Raw genomic sequence first — 19,083 nt, forward strand, 5'->3', positions numbered from 1 at the left:
TCGAGCTGTTCTTGGCATGCGCACGGATCCTGCCGATTCCTCCACCGGCAGGATCCGTGCGTAGTCGTTGGTTATTTTTCGAGCGGGATATCGACATCCAGCAGGGGCGCATGCTGCTGCGCGCCGTAAACGTCGGTATCTCCAATATCGCCGGCCGGGATGGCACGCGGGAACGTTGCCTTGAACGCAGCCGCGGTGTCATAGGGGGTGAAGAGCACGTCCTCTTCCTTCACGCCGTAGAGCTTTGAAAACAGCGCGGCGTTCAGGGCGCCGGTCGCCTTGACCCGGTGATAGAGGTCGTGATCCTCGAACAGCACGTCGATCGTCACGTTGAACGGGCCGGCATTCTTGCTCTTGCAGATTTGGGCAATGTCTCTGATGAGGGCCATGATCAAACCTTCTCGTATTCGATGGGGAAGAGGGCGCAAGGATCGCTGACCTCGACCGTATGGAAGATGCTGAAGCGATACATCGGCCCCATGTCGATGTCCGAAGGGCTGAACGGGAAGGCCATGTTGCCTTCCTTGCATAGACGCCCCGGGAAGTCGGCATGCAGCATCGAGGTGCGCGCCATGGCGATCACCGCATTGGTGACATCTGCCGTCTTGCCGACCACCTCGATGACGAAGCCGAGTTCATGGCTGGTGATCTGCTTGACCGGCTCCCAGCCACCCATGACACCATCCTTGCCGTAGCAATGGATGATCATCTTGTAGTCGTCGCGCGGCACGCCGAAGGATTCCGCCTTCACGGCGACCTTTTCGCGGTGGGTAGCGAGATAATCGTCGATCTGCGAGATCAGGATCGGGTCGCGCGTGCCGCAGATGGCAATCGCACGGTAACCGGCCATCTCGACGCCCTCGAGCTTCACCGTATAGCGCTCGGCCGGCGTCCAGGTCATGCCGTCGATCTTGACGGCGCGGTCGCTGATCGCCTCGAAACGGCAATTGGCCGTGTCGAGAAGACCACCCGGCTCGACATGGTGGATCGGGCTGGAATTCTCGTGCAGAGCGAAATTCGCCACAGCGAGCGGCGTCGAACGGCGGATCGGGTTCGGCGGCTCGCAGACCACATGGTCGTCTCGAACACGCAGGAAGATGCAGTCCGGCTCCTTCGGCACGGTCGGCTCGGCGCCGCATTCCAGCATCTTGCCGGCATACCAGGATGGAGCCGGCGCCATGCCGGCGCGGATCGCGGGGGCGGCCCATTGCGCCGGGTCGCTGCTGCGGCCGGCGAGAATGACCTGCGCCCCTTCGTCGAGCGCCTTGGCGAACGGCTCCGGTCCCATCATGCCGACGACGCGGGTGGCGTTATCGATCATGCCGCGATCGAGCGGCTTCATCTTGGCGAGCGGCTTGGTGATGCCGCTTTCGGTCCATTTGGCAAGATCGCTCTTGTTCTGTTCCGAATGGATGAGCGCCATCTTGAAGGAGAGCTTTTCCTCTCGCGCAATCTCGCGCACCAGCGCCGCCGTATCCTGCAGATGCGGCTCGCCGCCGGCACCGCCGGACGTGCCGATGATGCAGGGAATGCCGGCCGCGATGCTTGCCTGCAGCATCAGCCGCAGGTCGCGCTTGACCGACAGGCGCGAGCAGAAGGATTTGCCGGCGCCGAGATAATAGGGACCCGGATCGGTGCTGCCGCCATCGCAACCGATGACATGCGGCTCCCAGGACATTCCGATCTTGAGCGATTCCTCGGCATAACCATAGCCGAGGATACCGCTCGTCGAGAGCATTCTGAATTCTTTCATCAATCTTCTCCGACTGCTGGCTTATTCGGCCGCCTGGCGCTGGGCAGGATGGGTGGGCATGGAAATGCCGAGGTTTTCGCGAAGCGTCGTGCCCGCATAGTCCTTCTGGTAGACCCCGCGGCGCTGCAGCTCCGGCACGACGTAGCGGACGAAGTCCTCGTAGGCGCCGGGCGTATGGGTGGCCGCGAGCACGAAGCCGTCGCAGGCCCCGGAAGTAAACCACTCTTCCATCTGGTCGGCGACCATTGTCGGCGTGCCGCAGAAGATCGGGAATTCGCCGATCGTGCCGCGACCGGAATAATGCACGAAGTCGCGCACAGTCGGGTTGGGCTTGCCGCTCAGCGTGATCACCCGCTCCTTGAAGCCGGACCAGGACAGCTTCTGCAGTTCCTCGTCGGTGAACTCGCTGTCCATCGGCTTGCTGGCGAAGTCGAAATTGAGCGCCTCCGACAGAAGCACGACAGCATCGATCGGCTTGGCGAGCGCGCGGATATATTCGCGCTTCTCCTCGGCGATCTCAACGCTTTCGCCGACGCAGACATAGCAGGCCGGGCAGATTGCCACCTCGTCCGGATCGCGGCCGGCGGCAGCAACTTCCTGCTTCACCGCGGCATACTGCTTCTGCCCGGTCTCGAGCGTCGGATAGACGACGAAGATGAGGTCGCCCCACTTGCCGGCGAACTGTCGGCCGCGGCCGCTCTGGCCGGCCTGGATGAGCACAGGACGTCCCTGCGCCGACGGCGGCACCGGCAGCGGACCGCGCGAGCTGAAATACTTGCCCTTGTGATCCAGACGATGAACCTTCTTCGGATCGGCGAACTGGCCGGTCTCCTTGTCGACGATCAAAGCGTCGGGCTCCCAGCTGTTCCAGAGGCCGGTGACGACCTCCAGGAATTCGTCGGCCCGCTCGTAGCGCAGGTCGTGGGCAAGATGCTCGGTGCGACCGAAATTGGCGGCCTCCGAATTGTTGAGCGACGTCACCACGTTCCACGCGGCGCGGCCCTTGGTCATCAGGTCGAGCGTGCCGAACAGGCGCGCGACGTGGAACGGCTCGTAATAGGTGGTCGAATAGGTGATGCCGAGGCCGATATGGCTCGTCGCCATGCCGATCGCCGTGATGATCGAGACCGGGTCCATCTTGACGACGCGCACGCCGTTCTCGACCGCTTCCTCATGGTCGTCGCCGTAGATATCCGGCATCGCCAGGCGGTCGTCGAAGAATGCGAGATGGAACTTGCCTTCCTCGAGAATGCGACCGATGCGCTGGAAATATTCGGCTGAGAGAAAATCGGTGGCACCGGCGGGATGTCGCCACGAGCCGGGTGCAATGGAGCAGTTCTGCGCCTGCAGGAAGCCCACCATTTTCATCTGGCGTTTTGAAGTAGACATCGTTCCTCCCGTGTCATCGTCAATCGCAATATGTGCGCAAACGTTTGCGCAAACTGATCCAAACCGTTTATAAGTTTCATGTCAAGTTACGTTCGGAAATTTTGTCGCAGCCTGGGGCATTTTCCGCCATTTCGCGGATGACGCGTATCGACGCGACAGGCCGCAGCCGTTTTGTTATGAAGCCTCATGAGCTCGATTTTGACCCCACCGGCACCACGCAGAGCAACGGTCGTCACCCTTTCTGAACTCGCTGGCGTCGCGCCGTCGACGGTGACGCGTGCCTTGAAGGGCGACACCCGGATCTCGAAGAAGACAAGGGATCTGATTCTCGGCCTCGCGAAAGAGCATGGCTACATGCCCAATGCGCTGGCGCGCACGCTCTCCTCCGGCAAGAGCGGGCTCTACGGCCTTGTCCTGGGATCGGCCGAAAACCCCTTCTACATGGAGCTTCTGCATGAGGCGACGCGTCAGGCTGAAAAGCTCGGCTTCCGCCTGCTGATCATCCATGCCGGCGGCGGACCGATCGAAGATATCACCGCACAGGCGCTGATCCAGTACCAGGTCGACGGCTGCATCATCTCGTCCGCCATCCTGTCGTCCCATGCGGCGGAAATCTGCGCCCGCAACCATGTGCCGCTCGTCATGGTCAACCGTGTGGCCCTCGCCCACGGGTGCTTCGTCACCTGCGACAACCGCGCCGGCGGCGCAGAGATCGCCAGGTTGATGATCGCCCGCGGCAGACGCCGTTTCGGGCTGGTCTACACAGCCTCCAGCAGCTCGACTTCGCGCGAACGCGAGGAAGGTTTCGTGTCCGAACTGGAGCAGGCGGGGCTGAAATTGACCGTCCGCATCGACGGCCACTCCAATTACGACGGCGGCTTCGCAGCCGGTCAGGAGATTGCGGCCCTGCTCGCACAGGAGCGGCCGGATGCGATCTTCGCCCTGAGTGACATCATGGCAATGGGCGTTCTCGACGGTCTGCGTCTCGCATCGGTCAACGTACCCGAAGACATTGCCGTCGCCGGCTTCGACGGACTAGCGAGTTCGGCGCGGCCGATCTATGACCTGACCACCATCCAGCAACCGCTGCCCCTGATGATCCAACGCGCCTTCGAGCTCTTGCAGGCCCGCACCCTCGACCCGAGCCTGCCGGACGAGTTGATCGCCATGCGCGGCAAGCTCATCATCCGCGGCTCCACCGGACAGACGTGAAAAGGGGCGCTCGACGCGCCCCTTCCTGATAGCAATATCTTACTTACCCAGTGACGGAATGTAGGTCACAATCTCCGGGAAGAAGTAGATGGCCAGCACCGCACCCAGCATGATGAATACATAAGGCACGGAGCCATGGATTACCTCCTTCAAACTCGATCTCGCCACGGATTGGATGACGAAGAGGTTCATGCCGACAGGCGGCGTGATCAGCGCGATCTCGATCATCAGCACGAAATAGATGCCGAACCAGACCGGGTCGATGCCGTGGACACCGAGTGACGGTAGCAGCACCGGCAGTACGATCAGGATCATCGCGATCCCTTCCAGGAACAGGCCCATGACGAGCAGCACCGCGGTGACCGTGATCATGAAGAGGCTGGCGGATTCGATGTTGGTCGCGATCCATCCGGAAATCTCGTAAGGGATCCGGTAGAGCATAATCGCCTTGCCGAAGACATTGGCGCCGGCGATGATCAGAAGCAGGTTGGCGGTTGTCAGGCCCGCGCCGAACACCGCTTCGCGAAAGTCTGCGAAGGACACGCCGCGGCGCATGCCGAAGACATAGATCAGCGTCATGACGAGACCGACGGCAGCCGATTCCGTTGGCGTGAAGACGCCCGCATAGATGCCGATGATCATGGTGAGCGCGATGACGATCGTCGGCAGGGCCCGCATGCTGGCCGCCGTGCGTCCTCCGCGACCGGAAGCACCCGCTTCGATTTCGGGCGCGCCACCCATGAACGACTTGATGACGCAATAGACGAGGAAGGCTGCAATCAGGAACAGGCCGGGTCCGACGCCGGCCAGGAACATCTGCGCCGTGGATTCCTCCGCCACCGCCGAATAGATGATCAGCGGGATCGACGGCGGGATGAGGATGCCGAGCGTGGCACCGGCTGCGAGCGTTCCCATGACGAAGCGGCGATCATAGCCGCGGCTCACCATTTCCGGGATGGCAACGGTGCCGATCATCGCTGCGACGGCAACGGACGAACCGGAGATCGCGGCAAAGATGCCGCAGGAGATGATCGTCGCGATCGCGACCCCACCCCGGACACCCCCGACCCATCGCTGCACGGCGTCGAACAGGTCTTTCGCCACGCCTGCCTTCAGCAGGATGTTGGAGGTCAGCAGGAAGACGGGCACTGCGAGCAGGATGAAATTGTTGACCGAGCCGAGGAACTCCATCGAAACCGCGGCAAGCGGCACGCCCTTCATCATCATCAGCGCAATGCCGGTCGTCGTCAGCGCGATGCCCACAGGGATGCCGGCAAACAGGAAGACGAAAAGCGCAATCAGTACGAGGATGCTTTCCATGTCAGATCTCCTCGTGGCTGAGTTCGGTCTTGCGACGCTGGCCGGTGGCGACGAGCAGGATCAGCTCCAGCGCGGCCTGGATGAAGAAGAGGAGAAAGCCGAGGGCAACCGGCAGATAGAAGAGCCAGTACGGAATGCGCAGCACACTCGCCGTAGCGCGACCCACAGCGGCGGAATCGAATGCGGCGATCATTGCCTCCCAGGCAACGACGGCGCAGGCCACGGAGATGATCACGAAGGCCAGCCCCTCGAGCATCACCTTGCCGCGCTCGCCTACCGCATCGGAAAGAAGCGTGATGGATATCAGCTGGCGGCGGTTCATGCAGGCCGGAAACAACAGGAATGTTGCCCAGACCATGCCGAGCCGCGAGGTCTCTTCGACCCAGTCCGTCGGAGCGTTGAAGAAGTATCGCAGCACCACTTCATAGGCGACGATGACGCCGATGAAGAGATAGATCCACGAACTGTATTCGCCGATCTTCATGATGGTCGATTCGATCGCGCCGACCCATTTCTTTTCCTGCGGGGGCATGTTGCCGTTCCTCCCAGAATTCCGCGCCTGACCCTCAGACGCTTGCGCGAATGCGCAGTTGGCCGTGACGGTGGCCAAGCCACCGCCCTTGCTTCTGATATGTTGATTGGTCCATTTCCGTTGCGGCAGCGTGAGCGGCGCGCAGCCGCCTATTGCAGTTTCTGCGCTTCTTCAAACACCGAGCGCGCAAGCTCGTTGCCGTTTTCATAGAAGGCTTTGGCGACAGGCGCCGTCTTCTCCTTCCACTGGCCGATCTCTTCCGGCGTCAGGTCGACGATTTGCATCTTCGTGGAGAGAACGTCACGCGTATGCTCTGTGGCGTCGAAGATTCGGTCCATCAGCACGGTCTCAAGCTTCGCCGCCTCCTCGCGGAAGATGGTGCGCAGCTCGGTCGGCATCTTCTCCAGTGCCTTCTCGCTCATCAGGGCGAAATGGGTCTCATACATATGGTCGGTGGCGATCACATATTTGGAGACCTCGTAGAGTCGCCGCTCCTCGATCGACGGCCATCCGGTCAACCCGCCATCGACGATACCGCGCTGAAGCGCCAGAAACTGTTCGCTGCCACTCGTCACCACCGGTGCCGCATCGACCGCTTCGACGAACTCGCTGACAGTCGTGCCGAACGTCCTGATCTTCAGCCCGTTCATGTCGGCGGGCGTATGCACTTCCTTGCCGACCGTGATCATCGTGATGAAGCCGTAAGGGATCCAGAACAGGGCGTGCGAACCCGTCTCGTTGATCCGGTTGTCCAGCATGGTGCGGATCGGCGCACCGGGCAGGACGGCGCGGTCGAGCTTCTCGCGGGTATCGAAATAGAAGGGCACGGCGAAGACGTTGAGCGCCGGCACCGTACCGGCCAGAATGGATGCCGAAGCGATCCCGATGTCGATCGTGCCGTTGGCCACCGCCTCGTCCATGTGCTGGTCGCTGACGAGAGAGCCGGAATCATAGAACTCGAAGGTAATTTCGCCATTGGTCCGTTTGGTGACGTTCTCCGCGAATTCCTTGATGACCTTCGTCAGGTAGTGATTGTGGGGGACGCTCGTCGCGACGCGCAGAGCACGTTCGGCGGCAAATCCCTGACCTGCGACAGCAAGAATAGCCGCACAAAAAACGGCCATGGCTCTGAACTTCATATGCTCCTCCCGTTCGATTTCCCGCATCAATCAAGCGGAGAGGCCCTCCAGCCTCGTCACCGCCTTAGTGCGCAAACGTGTGCATGAAACATGTCAAATTTGCCGGGTCAGTCAAGTTTCTTTTTGCCTTTCGTCAAAAAAATCCGATCAGGCCGCAGCCGGGCATGGCGACGTTCAGGCGCTGCCGCGAACCATAAGCTTGCCGGGCAGGATGCTGGTTGTCGTCTCGTCGATCGGCACCGTTGCTCCGGCCTCGATCAGGTCCACCACCTCGTTGATCATCCGCGTGATCGGCTGCCGGATCGTGGTCAGCCGATAGGATGTCCAGCCTGCCATGGGGATGTCGTCGAAACCGATGATCGAAAGGTCATCCGGCGTGGAAAATCCCAGCTCGCGCGCCGCATCGATGGCGGCAAGCGCCATGATGTCGTTGCAGCAGAACAGAGCGTCCGGTCGCACCTTGTTCGTCAGCATCGCCTGTGCCGCGGTATAGCCGCCGCGATAGGTGTAACCGCCCGTCGCCTCCGCAAAGAGCGACTGCCCGCCCTCCTGCAGCGCCTCACGAAACCCTGTGATGCGGTCGCGATGCGTCGAAGTATCCGCGACGCCGCCGATAAAGCCGATCCGCCGCCGTTCTCGCGCCATCAGAAATGTCGCGGCATCCCGACCGCCCGCATGATTGTCGCAGGCAACGGCGTTGACGCGAACGTCGCGCTGGATCCGGTTGACCAGCACCACCCTGATGCCATGCTGCCGGCAGGCCAACGCCATGCCGGATGTCAGGCTCGCCGAAGTGACGACCAGCGCGTTGGGTCGGGCTGCCAGGATCTGCGGCGTCAGGTGATCCATGTCGGTGCCGGGCGGGATTGCATAAACAAGCAGCTGCCGTCCGACCGCCTGGAGTGCTTTTGCCAGAGTATCGAGCACAAGCGGATAGAAGGGATTGGCAAGATCGCCGGCGACCAGCGTCACCGTGCCCGCCGAAATCACCTCGGCCGTGCGCCGTGCCGGGCTGGTATAGCCGAGCTGCACCGCCACCTGCAGGATGCGCTGCCTTTTCTCGGGATCGATCGACGATCCGGGAGAGAATGCCCGCGATACCGCGGAGATGGAGACACCCGCCTCATGCGCCACCTGCTTGGCTGTCGGCTTCAATTCCCGCTCCCGTGAAATTTTTTCAAATATCGATGAAAACTTGCATCTCTCATCGCTAGCACATTACCCTTTGCTCCAAAAGGGAGGTATTCAGCCATGGCAATCCGTTATCTGAAACAGGGAAAGGCCGCCGCCGAGCGTGCCGAGGACGATGCGAAAGTCCGGTCTTTGGTCGAGACGACACTCAAGGATATCGAGACACGCGGCGATGCCGCGGTGCACGAACTGTCGGAAAAGTTCGACAACTTCTCTCCGCCATCCTTCCGCCTGACTGCGTCTGAAATCGAGGCCGCGATGGGCAAGGTATCGACCCGCGACATGGAGGACATCAAGTTCGCCCAGGCCCAGATCCGCAGGTTCGCAGAGGCGCAGCGCGCGTCGATGACCGATATCGAGGTCGAAACCATGCCGGGCGTCATTCTCGGCCACCGCAACATCCCGGTCCAGTCGGTCGGCTGCTATGTCCCGGGCGGAAAGTTCCCCATGGTCGCATCGGCCCATATGTCGGTGCTAACGGCGAGTGTCGCCGGCGTGCCGCGTATCGCGGCGGCGGCGCCGGCGCAGAAAGGCGTGCCCCATCCGGCAATCGTCGCCGCGATGCATCTCGGCGGCGCCCATGAGATCTACGTTCTCGGCGGCATCCAGGCGATCGGCGCCATGGCGCTCGGCACCGAGACCATCCGCCCCGTCGATATGCTCGTCGGCCCCGGCAACGCCTTCGTCGCCGAAGCCAAGCGCCAGCTCTACGGCCGCGTCGGCATCGATCTCTTCGCAGGTCCCACCGAAACGATGGTGATCGCCGACGATACCGTAGACGCAGAAATGTGCGCCACCGATCTGCTGGGTCAGGCCGAGCACGGCTACAATTCACCTGCAGTTCTGGTGACCAATTCGGAAAAGCTGGCGAAGGCTACTCTGGAAGAGATCGACCGCATCCTGAAGATCCTGCCGACCACCGAAACCGCTTCCACCTCATGGCGCGACTATGGCGAGGTCATCCTCTGCGACACCTACGAGGAGATCCTGGATGTCGCCAACGACATCGCCTCCGAACACGTCCAGGTGATGACCGATCGCGACGACTGGTTCCTGGAGAACATGCATTCCTACGGCGCGCTCTTCCTCGGCCCGCGCACCAACGTTGCCAACGGTGACAAGGTGATCGGCACCAACCACACGCTGCCGACCAAGAAGGCCGGGCGCTATACCGGCGGGTTGTGGGTCGGCAAGTTCCTCAAGACCCATTCCTACCAAAAGGTGACGACCGACGCGGCAGCGGCCGAGATCGGCGCCTACTGCTCGCGCCTCTGCATGCTCGAAGGTTTTGTAGGCCATGCCGAACAGGCCAATCTCCGCGTCCGCCGTTATGGCGGCCAGAACGTGCCCTATGGCGTTGCCGCCGAATGAGTACGCTGTTTGATCTGACCGGAAAGCGGGCGCTGGTCACCGGCGCGGGCCGCGGCATCGGGCGAGCGATCGCCGAAGGTCTTGCCGAGGCGGGAGCAGAGGTTACGCTCTGCGCCCGCTCGCAGCCCGAGATCGAAACCGCCTGCGCCGAGCTCACAGCAAGAGGGCTGAAAGCCAGCCCCCTCGTTGGTGATGTCACGGATATTGCCGGTTTCCGTAAGCAGATCGAAGCCCAGGCCCCCTTCGACGTCTTCGTCAACAATGCCGGCACCAATCGCCCGAAGCCACTCACAGAGGTGACGGAAGAGGATTACGACGCGGTCTTCGACCTCAACGTCAAGGCCGCGATCTTTGCCGCACAGGCGGTGACATCGATGATGCTCGCAAACGGCATAAAGGGCTCGGTGATCAACATGTCCTCGCAGATGGGCCATGTGGGCGCCGCCAACCGCACGCTCTATTGTGGCTCGAAATGGGCGCTGGAAGGCTTCACCAGGGCCTTGGCCGTCGAACTCGGACCGCGCGGCATCCGCGTCAACACAATTTGCCCGACCTTCATCGAGACGCCGATGACCGCCCCCTATTTCGAAAACGAGGAATTCCGCCGCCAGACACTCTCGAAGATCAAGCTCGGCCGCCTCGGCCAGCCGTCCGACATTGTCGGCGCCGCCATCTTCCTGGCCTCGGACGCCTCGTCGCTGATGACCGGCTCCGCCCTCATGCTCGACGGCGGCTGGACGGCGGACTGATCCGCCGTCCTCAACTCTTCTAACGCTTCGCCTTGACGATCCGCATCAGCATCTCGTCACGCCATGAACGCCGGGCATCGAGATCGCCTGCCGGCAGAACCTCGCGGCGTTCCGCATCCGCCCGCGCCACCGCCTCCGGCACCCAGTCCCGATTGGCCTTCCGCTGACCGGCAAAGCCCGAATACATCGCCCCCAACCGCTCTGCATAATCGGCGAGCCCCTTCGGCGCATTGAGATCGATCGTTTCGAACGGTCCCATGAAGGCCCAGCGCAGGCCGAGCCCGTCACGCACCGTCCGGTCGATATCCTCCGCCGTCGCATACCCTTCCGCATAAAGCGCGAAGGCCTCGTCGAGCAACGCACCCTGCAGACGGTTGAGCACGAAGCCGGGGATCTCGCGCGACAGCGAAACCGCCGACTGCCCGACATCCTCCATCAACTGCCGCGCACGGGCAGCCTCTTCCGGCGCTGTCCAAGGTGTGGGAACGATCTCGACCAGCGGCACGAGATGCGGCGGGTTGACCGGATGCACGACCATCATGCGCGCGCGGTTCTTGCAATCTTCATAGAAGGCGGATCCCGGAAAGCCGGAAGTGGAACTTCCCACAAAGGCATGCGCCGGCAGGAAGGCATCAATGGCGAGGCTCACCTCACGCTTGACGTCGATCCGCTCGAAGGCAGATTCCTGCACGTAGTCGCAGCCTGACACCGCATCGTCGAGATCCCTGGCGAACCGGATACGCGACAGGATCGCTCCCGCGTCGTCGCAGAGCCCGCCCTCGACCAGGTCGGCAACAGCCTTTTCGATCTGAGCACCGATGATCGCCTCGGCATTTTCACGCGCGTCATGGATGACGACCTGCTTTCCGGCCCGCGCGAAGACGATTGCCCAGCCCTGCCCCACCAGACCGGCACCGACAATGGCAACTGTCCTGATTGCATTCATCAATACATTCTCCTAACTCTCGGCAAACAACCATGGTTGGCGGGTTCTGTGCACAGCCTCGAAGGCGGCGACATGTTCCCGCTCGCGGTTGAGGATGATGTCGATTTCCTCCCACCCTTCCATGAACGCCTCGGCTGCCTCGTCGTTCATATCGAGGCGACAGATCTCCTCGTTGTCCACGGTGAATGAGCGGCCGGGTATATCCGCGGAGAAGATCGCACCCCGCTCCGCCTTGATCGCGAGTTCGGCCACGCGTTCCTTATCCAGGCGGATCAGCAGCAGCCCGTTCTTCGCGGCATTGCCAGAAAAAATATCGCCGAAATCCGGCGCGATGACGACACGGATGCCCCAGTCGGTGAGCGCCCAGACCGCCTGCTCCCGCGACGACCCGCAGCCGAAGCCAGGCCCCGCGACCAGAAACTTCGCCGCCTGCCGATCTGCCTTGTTGAACGGAAAGTCCTTCCGCTCCACGCCGTCCGCGTCAAAACGGCGATCATGGAAAAGACAGTCGGCCATGCCGTCGCGATCGATCTTCAGCAGAAAGCGCGCCGGGAATATGATGTCCGTATCGACATTCGGATCGGGCAGTGAAATCGCCTGCGAGGCAACATGGACCAGGGGTTCGCTCATGACCGCACCTCCAGCTTGCGTATGTCGGTGATCGTCCCGGTAATTGCCGCCGCCGCCGCCATTGCCGGCGAAAGGAGATGGGTGCGCCCACCCCGCCCCTGTCGCCCTTCGAAATTGCGGTTGGACGTCGAGGCACAGCGCTGCCCGGGCTTCAGCCGGTCGTCGTTCATTGCCACGCACATGGAACAGCCGGCTTCGCGCCATTCGAAACCGGCATCGATGAAGATACGGTCGAGCCCCTTCTCCTCCGCGGCCTGCTTCACCAGCCCCGATCCCGGCACGACAAGCGCCTGCACATGCGGCGCGACCTTCCGTCCCTTCACGATTTCCGCCGCAGCCTCCAGATCCACCAGTCGCCCGTTAGTGCAGGAACCGATGAAAACCATGTCGACCGGCGTGCCGGCAATCGGCCTTCCGGGCAAAAGCCCCATATAGTCAAGCGCCCGACTGAGGCGGGCCCGTCTCTGCTCATCCTCGATTGTCTCCGGGTCAGGCACCATCCCGTCGATCGCGATCGTATCCTCGGGTGACGTCCCCCAGGTCACGTGCGGGGCGATCCCGCCGGCATCGAGCGTCACCTCGCGATCGAAGACGGCAGCCTCGTCACTCGGCAGACTCCGCCAATAGGAAACAGCCTGATCCCAAAGGTCACCCTTCGGCACCATCGGGCGGCCCTTCAGCCAGTCGAAGGTGATGTCATCAGGCGCCACCAGCGCAACCCGGGCGCCCGCCTCGATCGCCATGTTGCAGAGCGTCATGCGCGCTTCCATTGAAAAGCCGCGCACCACGGGTCCCAGATATTCGATCGCATAGCCCGCCGCGCCGTTGATCCCGACCTTGGCGATGAACGCGAGCGCCACGTCCTTGGCGCTGACGCCCGGCGACAATGTCCCTTCGATACGTACGGCCATGGTGCGCGCCTTGCGCTGGACCAGCGCCTGCGCCGCCATGACAATCCCGCATTCGGACGCGCCCACCCCGAATGCCAGCGTGCCGAATGCCCCATGCGTCGACGTATGGCTGTCCCCGCAGGCGAGCGTCGTGCCCGGCAGAGTAAATCCCTGCTCCGGTCCCATCACATGCACGATGCCCTGCCGGATATCGTTCAGCGGGATGAAGGGAATGCCGTAGCGCTCGACATTTTCGACCAGCCGCGCCGTCTGGGCTCGCGCCTGCGGATCGGCGATCGGTTGGTCGCGATGACGCGTTGGAATGGCATGGTCCGGCACGGCAAGATTTGCCGCCGGCCGATGAACCCCGCAACCCCGCTTGTCGAGCGCCACGAAGGATTGCGGCGTCGACACCTCGTGCAACAGATGGCGATCGACATAGAGAAGCGCGGTCTCATCCGTCAGATATCGTACGACATGGCTGTCCCAGAGCTTTTCGTAGAGGGTGCGGGGCTTGCTCATCCGGCTGTCTCCCGTTTCAGACCGCTTCCGCCCATTCCTTCTCGAACGACCAGATGTCCTCGAAGCCGAGCAGCTTGTTCATTTCGGCGAAGGAGTAGAGATCGATATCGCTGCTGGTCATGCCATTGGCGAGCAGATCGCCATAGGCTTTTTCCAGCGCGCGCGTCACGGCAAGGAAGCCGACGGCCGGGTGGATGGCGATCGCATAACGCATCTCCTTCAAGCGCTCCGCGGAGAGAAGCGGCGTACGCCCGCCATTGACCATGTTGGCGAACATCGGTGCCTTGATGGCGTTGGCCGCATCGATCATCTCCTGCTCGCTTTCCGGCGATTCGACGAAGACGACATCCGCTCCCGCTTCCGCATAGGCCTGCCCACGTTTGATCGCCTCGTCGATCCCGAGCGATGTGCGGCTGTCGGTGCGCGCGATGATCAGGAAATCATCCGACTTGCGCGCCTTGACCGCGACCTCGATCTTGCGCTGCATGTCGGCGATCGGGATCACCCGGCGAAACGGCGTATGGCCGCATTTCTTCGGGAATTCCTGGTCCTCGATCTGGATCGCGGTGACGCCGGCGGCCTCATATCCTTCAACCGTCGTTCGGACGTTCAACAGCCCGCCATAACCCGTATCCGCATCGGCGATGATCGGCTTCTCCGTGCGCTTGCAGATCTGGGCGATCCGCTCGAGCATGTCACGATAGGTGGCGATACCCGCATCCGGAATGCCGAGATAGGACGCGACCGTGCCGTATCCGGTGACATAGAGCGCCTTGAAATCCATGGAGTTTGCCATGAGCGCAGAGATGAGGTCGAAGACGCCGGGAGCAACAACGAAGTCACCGGCCGCAATGGCTTGCTTGAGTCTGGGGTCGGACATGAGGTTTCTCCTTTGGAATGAAATGCGGGATGCGCCTAAGCATCCCTGCCGGCGAGATCCTCGCCCGGCATGAGAGACGAGACGCCCATCCGGCGGCGCTTCCACGAGCCGTAGAAGACCGCGCCGAGCGAAATGACGATGAGCGCGATGATGCCGATCGAGATCGGCCGCTCGATCAGCGGCGACAGGCTGCTTCCGCCAAGCTGCCAGGTGCGGACGAGATTACCTTCCATCATCAGCCCAAGCAGCAGACCGATCACCATCGCCACGACGGAATAACCGTAGCGCTTCATCAGCACGCCGAGGATCGAGAAGACGAGAAGCGTCACCGGGCCGCTGATGCTGGTCGTCAGCGCATAGGAGCCGAGCGCCGTGCAGGTGACGACGGGCGGCAGAAGATAGGCGAGCGGCACGCGCACGATATAGACGACGAAGCGGATGAAGAGGACACCGATTACGGCGAGGATGATCGCCTGGATGAAGCTGCCGGCGATGATCGCGTAGACGACATCCTTCTGGTCGGCGATGAAGCGCGGCCCGCCTGTCACGTTGTGCATGGAGAAGGCACTGAGCATGATCGCGGTTGCCGCACTGGACGGTATCCCGAGCGCCAGAAGCGCCACCATCGAGCCCCCTTCCGAGGACGAGTTGGCCGATTCCGCCGCGATGACGCCATTGGGATTGCCCTTGCCGAAACTGTCGGGATCCTTCGAGAAGCGCTTCGTCAGCGTATAGGAGACAAGATTGGCGATCGACGAGCCGAGGCCCGGCACGACACCGAGGCCTGCGCCCAGCGCGGATCCGCGAAACAGCGTTCCCAGATTATGGCGGATGGAAAAGAAGCCGCTGACGATCTCCCGCGTGCTGACCTTGCGGCTTTCCTGGTCCTTGACGATGTAGTCGCTCTTGACGAGCAGGAAGAGTTCGGACGCTGCAAACAGACCGATCATCGCGGCATTGGAATCGACGCCATCGAGCAGATAGAGCGATCCGAACGTGCCGCGCTCCGTTCCCGCCGAACTCATACCGATCAGCGCCAGCAGCACGCCCAGCGCACCCGCAGTGATCGCTCTCCAGAAACGCCCCTCCGTCATCAGGCCGATCAGCAGCAGACCGACCACCGCGACGAGGAAGAGTTCGGACGCACCGAGCTTCAGCACGACGTGGGACAGCGGCTCCAGGATGAGAAACAGCATCACGTAACCGAATGCCGTCCCGACCGTCGAGGCACTCAGCGACAGGCCCAGCGCCTCGTTGTGCAACCCCTTCTTGGCCATCGGATAGCCATCGAAACAAGTGGCGATGGCAGCCGAGGTCCCGGGCACGTTCATCAGCACGGCAGGTATCGCGCAGCCGAAGCCGCCACCGGTGAAAATTGCCGTCAGGAAGAGAATGGATTCGACGAAATCCATGTAGAGCGTCATCGGCAGGAAGATCGCCATTGCGATCGGGACGGACAGGCCCGGAATGGCGCCGAAGATAAGCCCGATGAAAATTCCGAGCGGCGCGACCACCCAGACCATGGGGGTGGCAAACAGCGATGTGAAAGCGTCGAAAATGGCTTGAATATCGATCATCCGACTACTCCAGGATCAGGGAATAAACGGGAATTCCCATCGGATATTGCAGGATCCAGACAGGACCGAAGCCGACAAGAAGCGAGTAGGCCGCGATGATCGCATAGTTGCGCTTGCCCATCATGATCATCGTTGCCGCGCAGAAGAGAACGCCGGCAATGTCGTATCCGATCGTCTCGAGGCTCAGGATGTAGAGCGTCAGCATCAGGCAGGCGACCGGGACACCGAAGCGCTGGCGCAACGACCCGTCGTTCTCCTCCTCCGGCCCGTCTGCATCCCGCTCCGGATGCAGGAAGAGCCCGACCGCGATGGCAATGATCAGGCCAAGCGCAAGCAGCGCCGTTGGTCCGATCAGCAGCATGTTGATCGTGGTCGGACTGGCCATCCAGGAATTGTGGGCGAACCAGACGACGAATGCAGCGAAGACCAGCAGCAAGCCGAAATGGCCTGCCCTGTTGAGGGTGATGTTCATGATATTGATCCCGTCGCGACGTCAGAGCTGGGGTAGATACTGCTCGAAGATCTCGTAGCTTTTCTTCAGCGAGGCCGCCGTTTCCTCAGGCCCCATCCAGTCACCGCCGATCTCGCCCTTGGCGGCAAATTCGCGGAAATCCGGACGATCGAGCATGCGCCGATAGGCGGCAACCAGCTTTTCATAGACATCCGGATGCTCATCGACGAAGGACTTCTGCACGGAGAGGCAGCGCAGGTCTGCTGCCAGAACCGGCACTTCGACATTGAGCGGCTTCAGCGCCTCGTTGATCGTCGGCGCCGGCCAGCGCGCATCGTCCCGCTCCTCGCGATAGACGGCGAGGGGACGCACCTGGTCCACGATGACATTGCTGCCGAGCGCCGAGATGAAGGTCATCGTCGCCTGGTCGCCGGCAATCGCGGTGCGCATCGGCCCGCCGCCGTCATAGGTGATCCAGTTCACGTTTTCCTTCGGTATCCCGAGCTTCTCCAGCATGATGACCGCCGAGAGATGGCCCCCGTCGCCGGGAATGACCGCACAGCTGACCTTGCCGGGATTGTCGCGGATATCGTTCAGCAGAGCCTCCAGCGTTTGGTAGGGCTGCGCCTTGTTGACGAGCACGACGTAATAGTCCTGCCATTGGCCGTTGATATGATGAAAGTCGTCCCACTTCAGATTGCCCTGCCCGCGCAGGACCGCGGAGATGAGATAGGGATTGACCGGTGCGACCATGGCGATCGAGCCATCGTCCTTCTGGCGTGAAAACCAGGTGAAGCCGAGCGTGCCCGAACCGCCGGAGCGGTTGACGACGGTAACCGGAATATCGCCGAGCTCGGCGGGCAGGAATTGAGCAATGGCACGCGCAAGCCGATCGGCGGATCCACCCGCGTCGAACGGGACAAGCAGCGTCAGCTTGTTATGCGGATAGGCATCCTGCGCCTGAGCCGGCAGGTAACCCAGCCCCGCAGCCAGCGGTGTCGCGCCCGCGATCTTCATGAATGTACGACGATCGAACTGCATGATTTCCTCCCTTGCACGCAAATCCCGTCACCGGCAACGCCTCCACATTGCCAAGGTCAAGAAAGCCGTATTGTATGCAAATGGTCAATCTCCGATCATGTGAATGAAAAATTTTCATGGCATCCAGAGCTGGATGGAAGTCAGGTGAAATGAAGAAAACCCTCGACAAAACAACGGATGGATCTACCGAAGTCGGATCGACGGCCATGCAGCGCGTCTATACGCATATCCGCGATTGCATACTATCCGGAACCTTCAGGACGGCTGAGCGCCTGGGAGAGGTCAACCTTGCAACGGAACTCGGCGTCAGCCGTACGCCGGTCCGGGAGGCGCTCAGAAACCTTGCAGCCGACGGATTCATCGAGCTTCGCCCGCATGCCGGAGCAATCGTCAAACCGTGGAAGCTGGATGAGCTCCTGTCGAGCTTCGTCATCCGGGCCGACATCGAGGCCCAGGCGGCGGCACATGCAGCAAGGCGCATAACGCCTGGTGAGATCGATGAACTTGCCGCTCTCTGCGATCTCATGGAGCAGTCCGACAGCCATGATGAAGCATTGGCGCCGCAATCCCGCAGCACGCTCAATCGACAGCTGCATCTGAGGGTGCTTCAGATATCCGGCCTGGCTTATGCCGAGCGCACGGCCATGCAGCTGATGGACCTTGCGGTGCTGACGATGACCTTCAACCGCTTCGGCGGCGAGGAGGTTCATCGCAGCAACGAGGATCACCGCATCCTCCTTCGCGCCTTCCGCCTGAAGGATGAACTTCTCGCTCATTCGGTGATGCGGACGCACATCCTGACGGCCTCGGCGATTTTGCGGGAGACGGACAGCGGGGATAACGAGGATCGGGCTCGCCGGTGATCCATGCCTCGGCAAACATCGCCTCGGCCCACCCGCGCAATGCCTCGGCATGCTTCGGGCGCCAACATCGCCTTTCGGTCAGGGAGGATCTCCCGCCGGCAGGAGGCCCACTGATCGCGACGATCCGATCCCGTTCCTGCAGAGGCTGCGGGTGCTTTTCAGCGGCTTGCGGCTTCGGCGCTTTGTTGGCGACTAAAACCGCAGCTGTGTTCTGGCGCCTTCTGTCACAAGAAGGTTAGCGTCTGCAGCTTAGGTTGGGCGTGCCTCGGCGACGAACGTCCGTTTCGTGTCTTTGTCATCTTTGGGGAAGGATATTGGTTGCGGGGGCAGGATTTGAACCTGCGGCCTTCAGGTTATGAGCCTGACGAGCTACCGGGCTGCTCCACCCCGCGCCAAGCGCAAACTTTGGTTTGCGCGACTACGCCAACGTCTAGCGTTGGCGGACTGTGCCGGAGCAAAACCGAAGGTTTTGTCTCCTGTAAGGCGGGCAGCAGATCAAGACCTGTGAGCCTGCCTTGGCATTCGATTTCGTTCTGCTTTATCCCTTGAACGACAAAGGGCCGCTTTTGGGGCGGCCCTTTGGTGTTGGCCAGGGGCCGTAGGTTTCGTTCGAGAAGATTGTTTTCC

General features: G+C 61.7%; 18 protein-coding genes and 1 tRNA gene. 4 read left to right on the forward strand and 15 right to left on the reverse strand.

From position 1 onward, the window contains the following. Window positions 1-71: 71 nt before the first annotated feature. From BM216_RS13685 to BM216_RS13695, 3 genes are read right to left on the reverse strand one after another with little or no spacing between them, the layout of a single operon-like run. Window positions 72-389, reverse strand: coding sequence for a DUF4387 domain-containing protein (locus tag BM216_RS13685; RefSeq protein WP_092999722.1), 318 nt, complete (start codon window positions 387-389; stop codon window positions 72-74). A gap of 2 nt (window positions 390-391) precedes the next feature. Next, entirely contained in the window at window positions 392-1,753 is a 1,362-nt protein-coding gene (locus BM216_RS13690) for an acyclic terpene utilization AtuA family protein (RefSeq protein WP_210217041.1), read from the reverse strand. Between the two features lie 21 nt (window positions 1,754-1,774). Then, a complete protein-coding gene (locus tag BM216_RS13695) occupies window positions 1,775-3,142 on the reverse strand; it encodes an LLM class flavin-dependent oxidoreductase (protein ID WP_092999723.1) in 1,368 nt (455 codons plus the stop codon). Window positions 3,143-3,328: 186 nt separating this feature from the next. Between BM216_RS13695 and BM216_RS13700 the strand changes: the two genes are divergently transcribed. Continuing rightward, window positions 3,329-4,354 (forward strand): LacI family DNA-binding transcriptional regulator, encoded by a 1,026-nt coding sequence (locus BM216_RS13700; RefSeq protein WP_092999724.1) that lies wholly within the window; start codon window positions 3,329-3,331, stop codon window positions 4,352-4,354. 39 nt (window positions 4,355-4,393) lie between these two features. Here BM216_RS13700 and BM216_RS13705 read toward each other — a convergent pair whose 3' ends face one another. The 4 genes from BM216_RS13705 to BM216_RS13720 all read right to left on the reverse strand — a co-directional run bounded on the left by BM216_RS13705 (window position 4,394) and on the right by BM216_RS13720 (window position 8,500). Next, window positions 4,394-5,674 (reverse strand): TRAP transporter large permease, encoded by a 1,281-nt coding sequence (locus BM216_RS13705; protein ID WP_092999725.1) that lies wholly within the window; start codon window positions 5,672-5,674, stop codon window positions 4,394-4,396. A 1-nt stretch (window position 5,675) separates the two neighbouring features. Further along, window positions 5,676-6,206: a TRAP transporter small permease gene (locus tag BM216_RS13710; RefSeq protein WP_092999726.1), complete on the reverse strand. Its 531-nt coding sequence runs from the start codon at window positions 6,204-6,206 to the stop codon at window positions 5,676-5,678. Window positions 6,207-6,355: 149 nt separating this feature from the next. Continuing rightward, window positions 6,356-7,345: a TRAP transporter substrate-binding protein gene (dctP, locus tag BM216_RS13715; protein WP_177230781.1), complete on the reverse strand. Its 990-nt coding sequence runs from the start codon at window positions 7,343-7,345 to the stop codon at window positions 6,356-6,358. Window positions 7,346-7,519: 174 nt separating this feature from the next. Further along, window positions 7,520-8,500: a LacI family DNA-binding transcriptional regulator gene (locus BM216_RS13720; protein WP_092999728.1), complete on the reverse strand. Its 981-nt coding sequence runs from the start codon at window positions 8,498-8,500 to the stop codon at window positions 7,520-7,522. A 96-nt stretch (window positions 8,501-8,596) separates the two neighbouring features. On the opposite strand from BM216_RS13720, the gene hisD reads away from it, so the two are divergent. Then, on the forward strand, window positions 8,597-9,907 hold the full coding sequence (gene hisD, locus BM216_RS13725) for a histidinol dehydrogenase (protein ID WP_092999729.1): 1,311 nt from the start codon (window positions 8,597-8,599) through the stop codon (window positions 9,905-9,907). Beyond that, window positions 9,904-10,656, forward strand: coding sequence for an SDR family NAD(P)-dependent oxidoreductase (locus tag BM216_RS13730; protein WP_092999730.1), 753 nt, complete (start codon window positions 9,904-9,906; stop codon window positions 10,654-10,656). Before hisD ends, BM216_RS13730 begins: the two co-directional genes overlap by 4 nt. A 19-nt stretch (window positions 10,657-10,675) precedes the next feature. Here the strand turns inward: BM216_RS13730 and BM216_RS13735 are convergent, their stop codons facing one another. The 7 genes from BM216_RS13735 to BM216_RS13765 are packed head-to-tail and all read right to left on the reverse strand — an operon-like array spanning window position 10,676 to window position 17,593. After that, window positions 10,676-11,602, reverse strand: a complete 927-nt coding sequence (locus BM216_RS13735) for a 3-hydroxyacyl-CoA dehydrogenase (protein WP_092999731.1) — start codon at window positions 11,600-11,602, stop codon at window positions 10,676-10,678. A 12-nt stretch (window positions 11,603-11,614) separates the two neighbouring features. Next, window positions 11,615-12,232, reverse strand: a complete 618-nt coding sequence (gene leuD, locus BM216_RS13740) for a 3-isopropylmalate dehydratase small subunit (RefSeq protein ID WP_092999732.1) — start codon at window positions 12,230-12,232, stop codon at window positions 11,615-11,617. Beyond that, window positions 12,229-13,644, reverse strand: coding sequence for a 3-isopropylmalate dehydratase large subunit (gene leuC / locus BM216_RS13745; protein WP_092999733.1), 1,416 nt, complete (start codon window positions 13,642-13,644; stop codon window positions 12,229-12,231). Before leuC ends, leuD begins: the two co-directional genes overlap by 4 nt. Window positions 13,645-13,660: 16 nt before the next feature. After that, entirely contained in the window at window positions 13,661-14,524 is an 864-nt protein-coding gene (locus BM216_RS13750) for an isocitrate lyase/PEP mutase family protein (protein WP_092999734.1), read from the reverse strand. Window positions 14,525-14,559: 35 nt separating this feature from the next. After that, on the reverse strand, window positions 14,560-16,101 hold the full coding sequence (locus BM216_RS13755; protein WP_092999735.1) for a tripartite tricarboxylate transporter permease: 1,542 nt from the start codon (window positions 16,099-16,101) through the stop codon (window positions 14,560-14,562). A gap of 4 nt (window positions 16,102-16,105) precedes the next feature. Further along, window positions 16,106-16,573, reverse strand: coding sequence for a tripartite tricarboxylate transporter TctB family protein (locus BM216_RS13760; protein WP_092999736.1), 468 nt, complete (start codon window positions 16,571-16,573; stop codon window positions 16,106-16,108). Window positions 16,574-16,594: 21 nt separating this feature from the next. Continuing rightward, complete coding sequence (locus BM216_RS13765) at window positions 16,595-17,593, reverse strand: Bug family tripartite tricarboxylate transporter substrate binding protein (protein WP_092999737.1); 999 nt, start codon at window positions 17,591-17,593, stop codon at window positions 16,595-16,597. 149 nt (window positions 17,594-17,742) lie between these two features. Here BM216_RS13765 and BM216_RS13770 point away from each other — a divergent pair, with 149 nt between their 5' ends. Then, window positions 17,743-18,456, forward strand: a complete 714-nt coding sequence (locus tag BM216_RS13770) for a GntR family transcriptional regulator (protein ID WP_177230782.1) — start codon at window positions 17,743-17,745, stop codon at window positions 18,454-18,456. Between the two features lie 315 nt (window positions 18,457-18,771). Here the strand turns inward: BM216_RS13770 and BM216_RS13775 are convergent. Beyond that, window positions 18,772-18,848 (reverse strand) — tRNA-Met (locus tag BM216_RS13775). Window positions 18,849-19,083 lie beyond the last annotated feature (235 nt).

Origin of the sequence: Rhizobium sp. NFR07 (assembly GCF_900111905.1) — a bacterium.
Taxonomy (GTDB): domain Bacteria; phylum Pseudomonadota; class Alphaproteobacteria; order Rhizobiales; family Rhizobiaceae; genus Neorhizobium.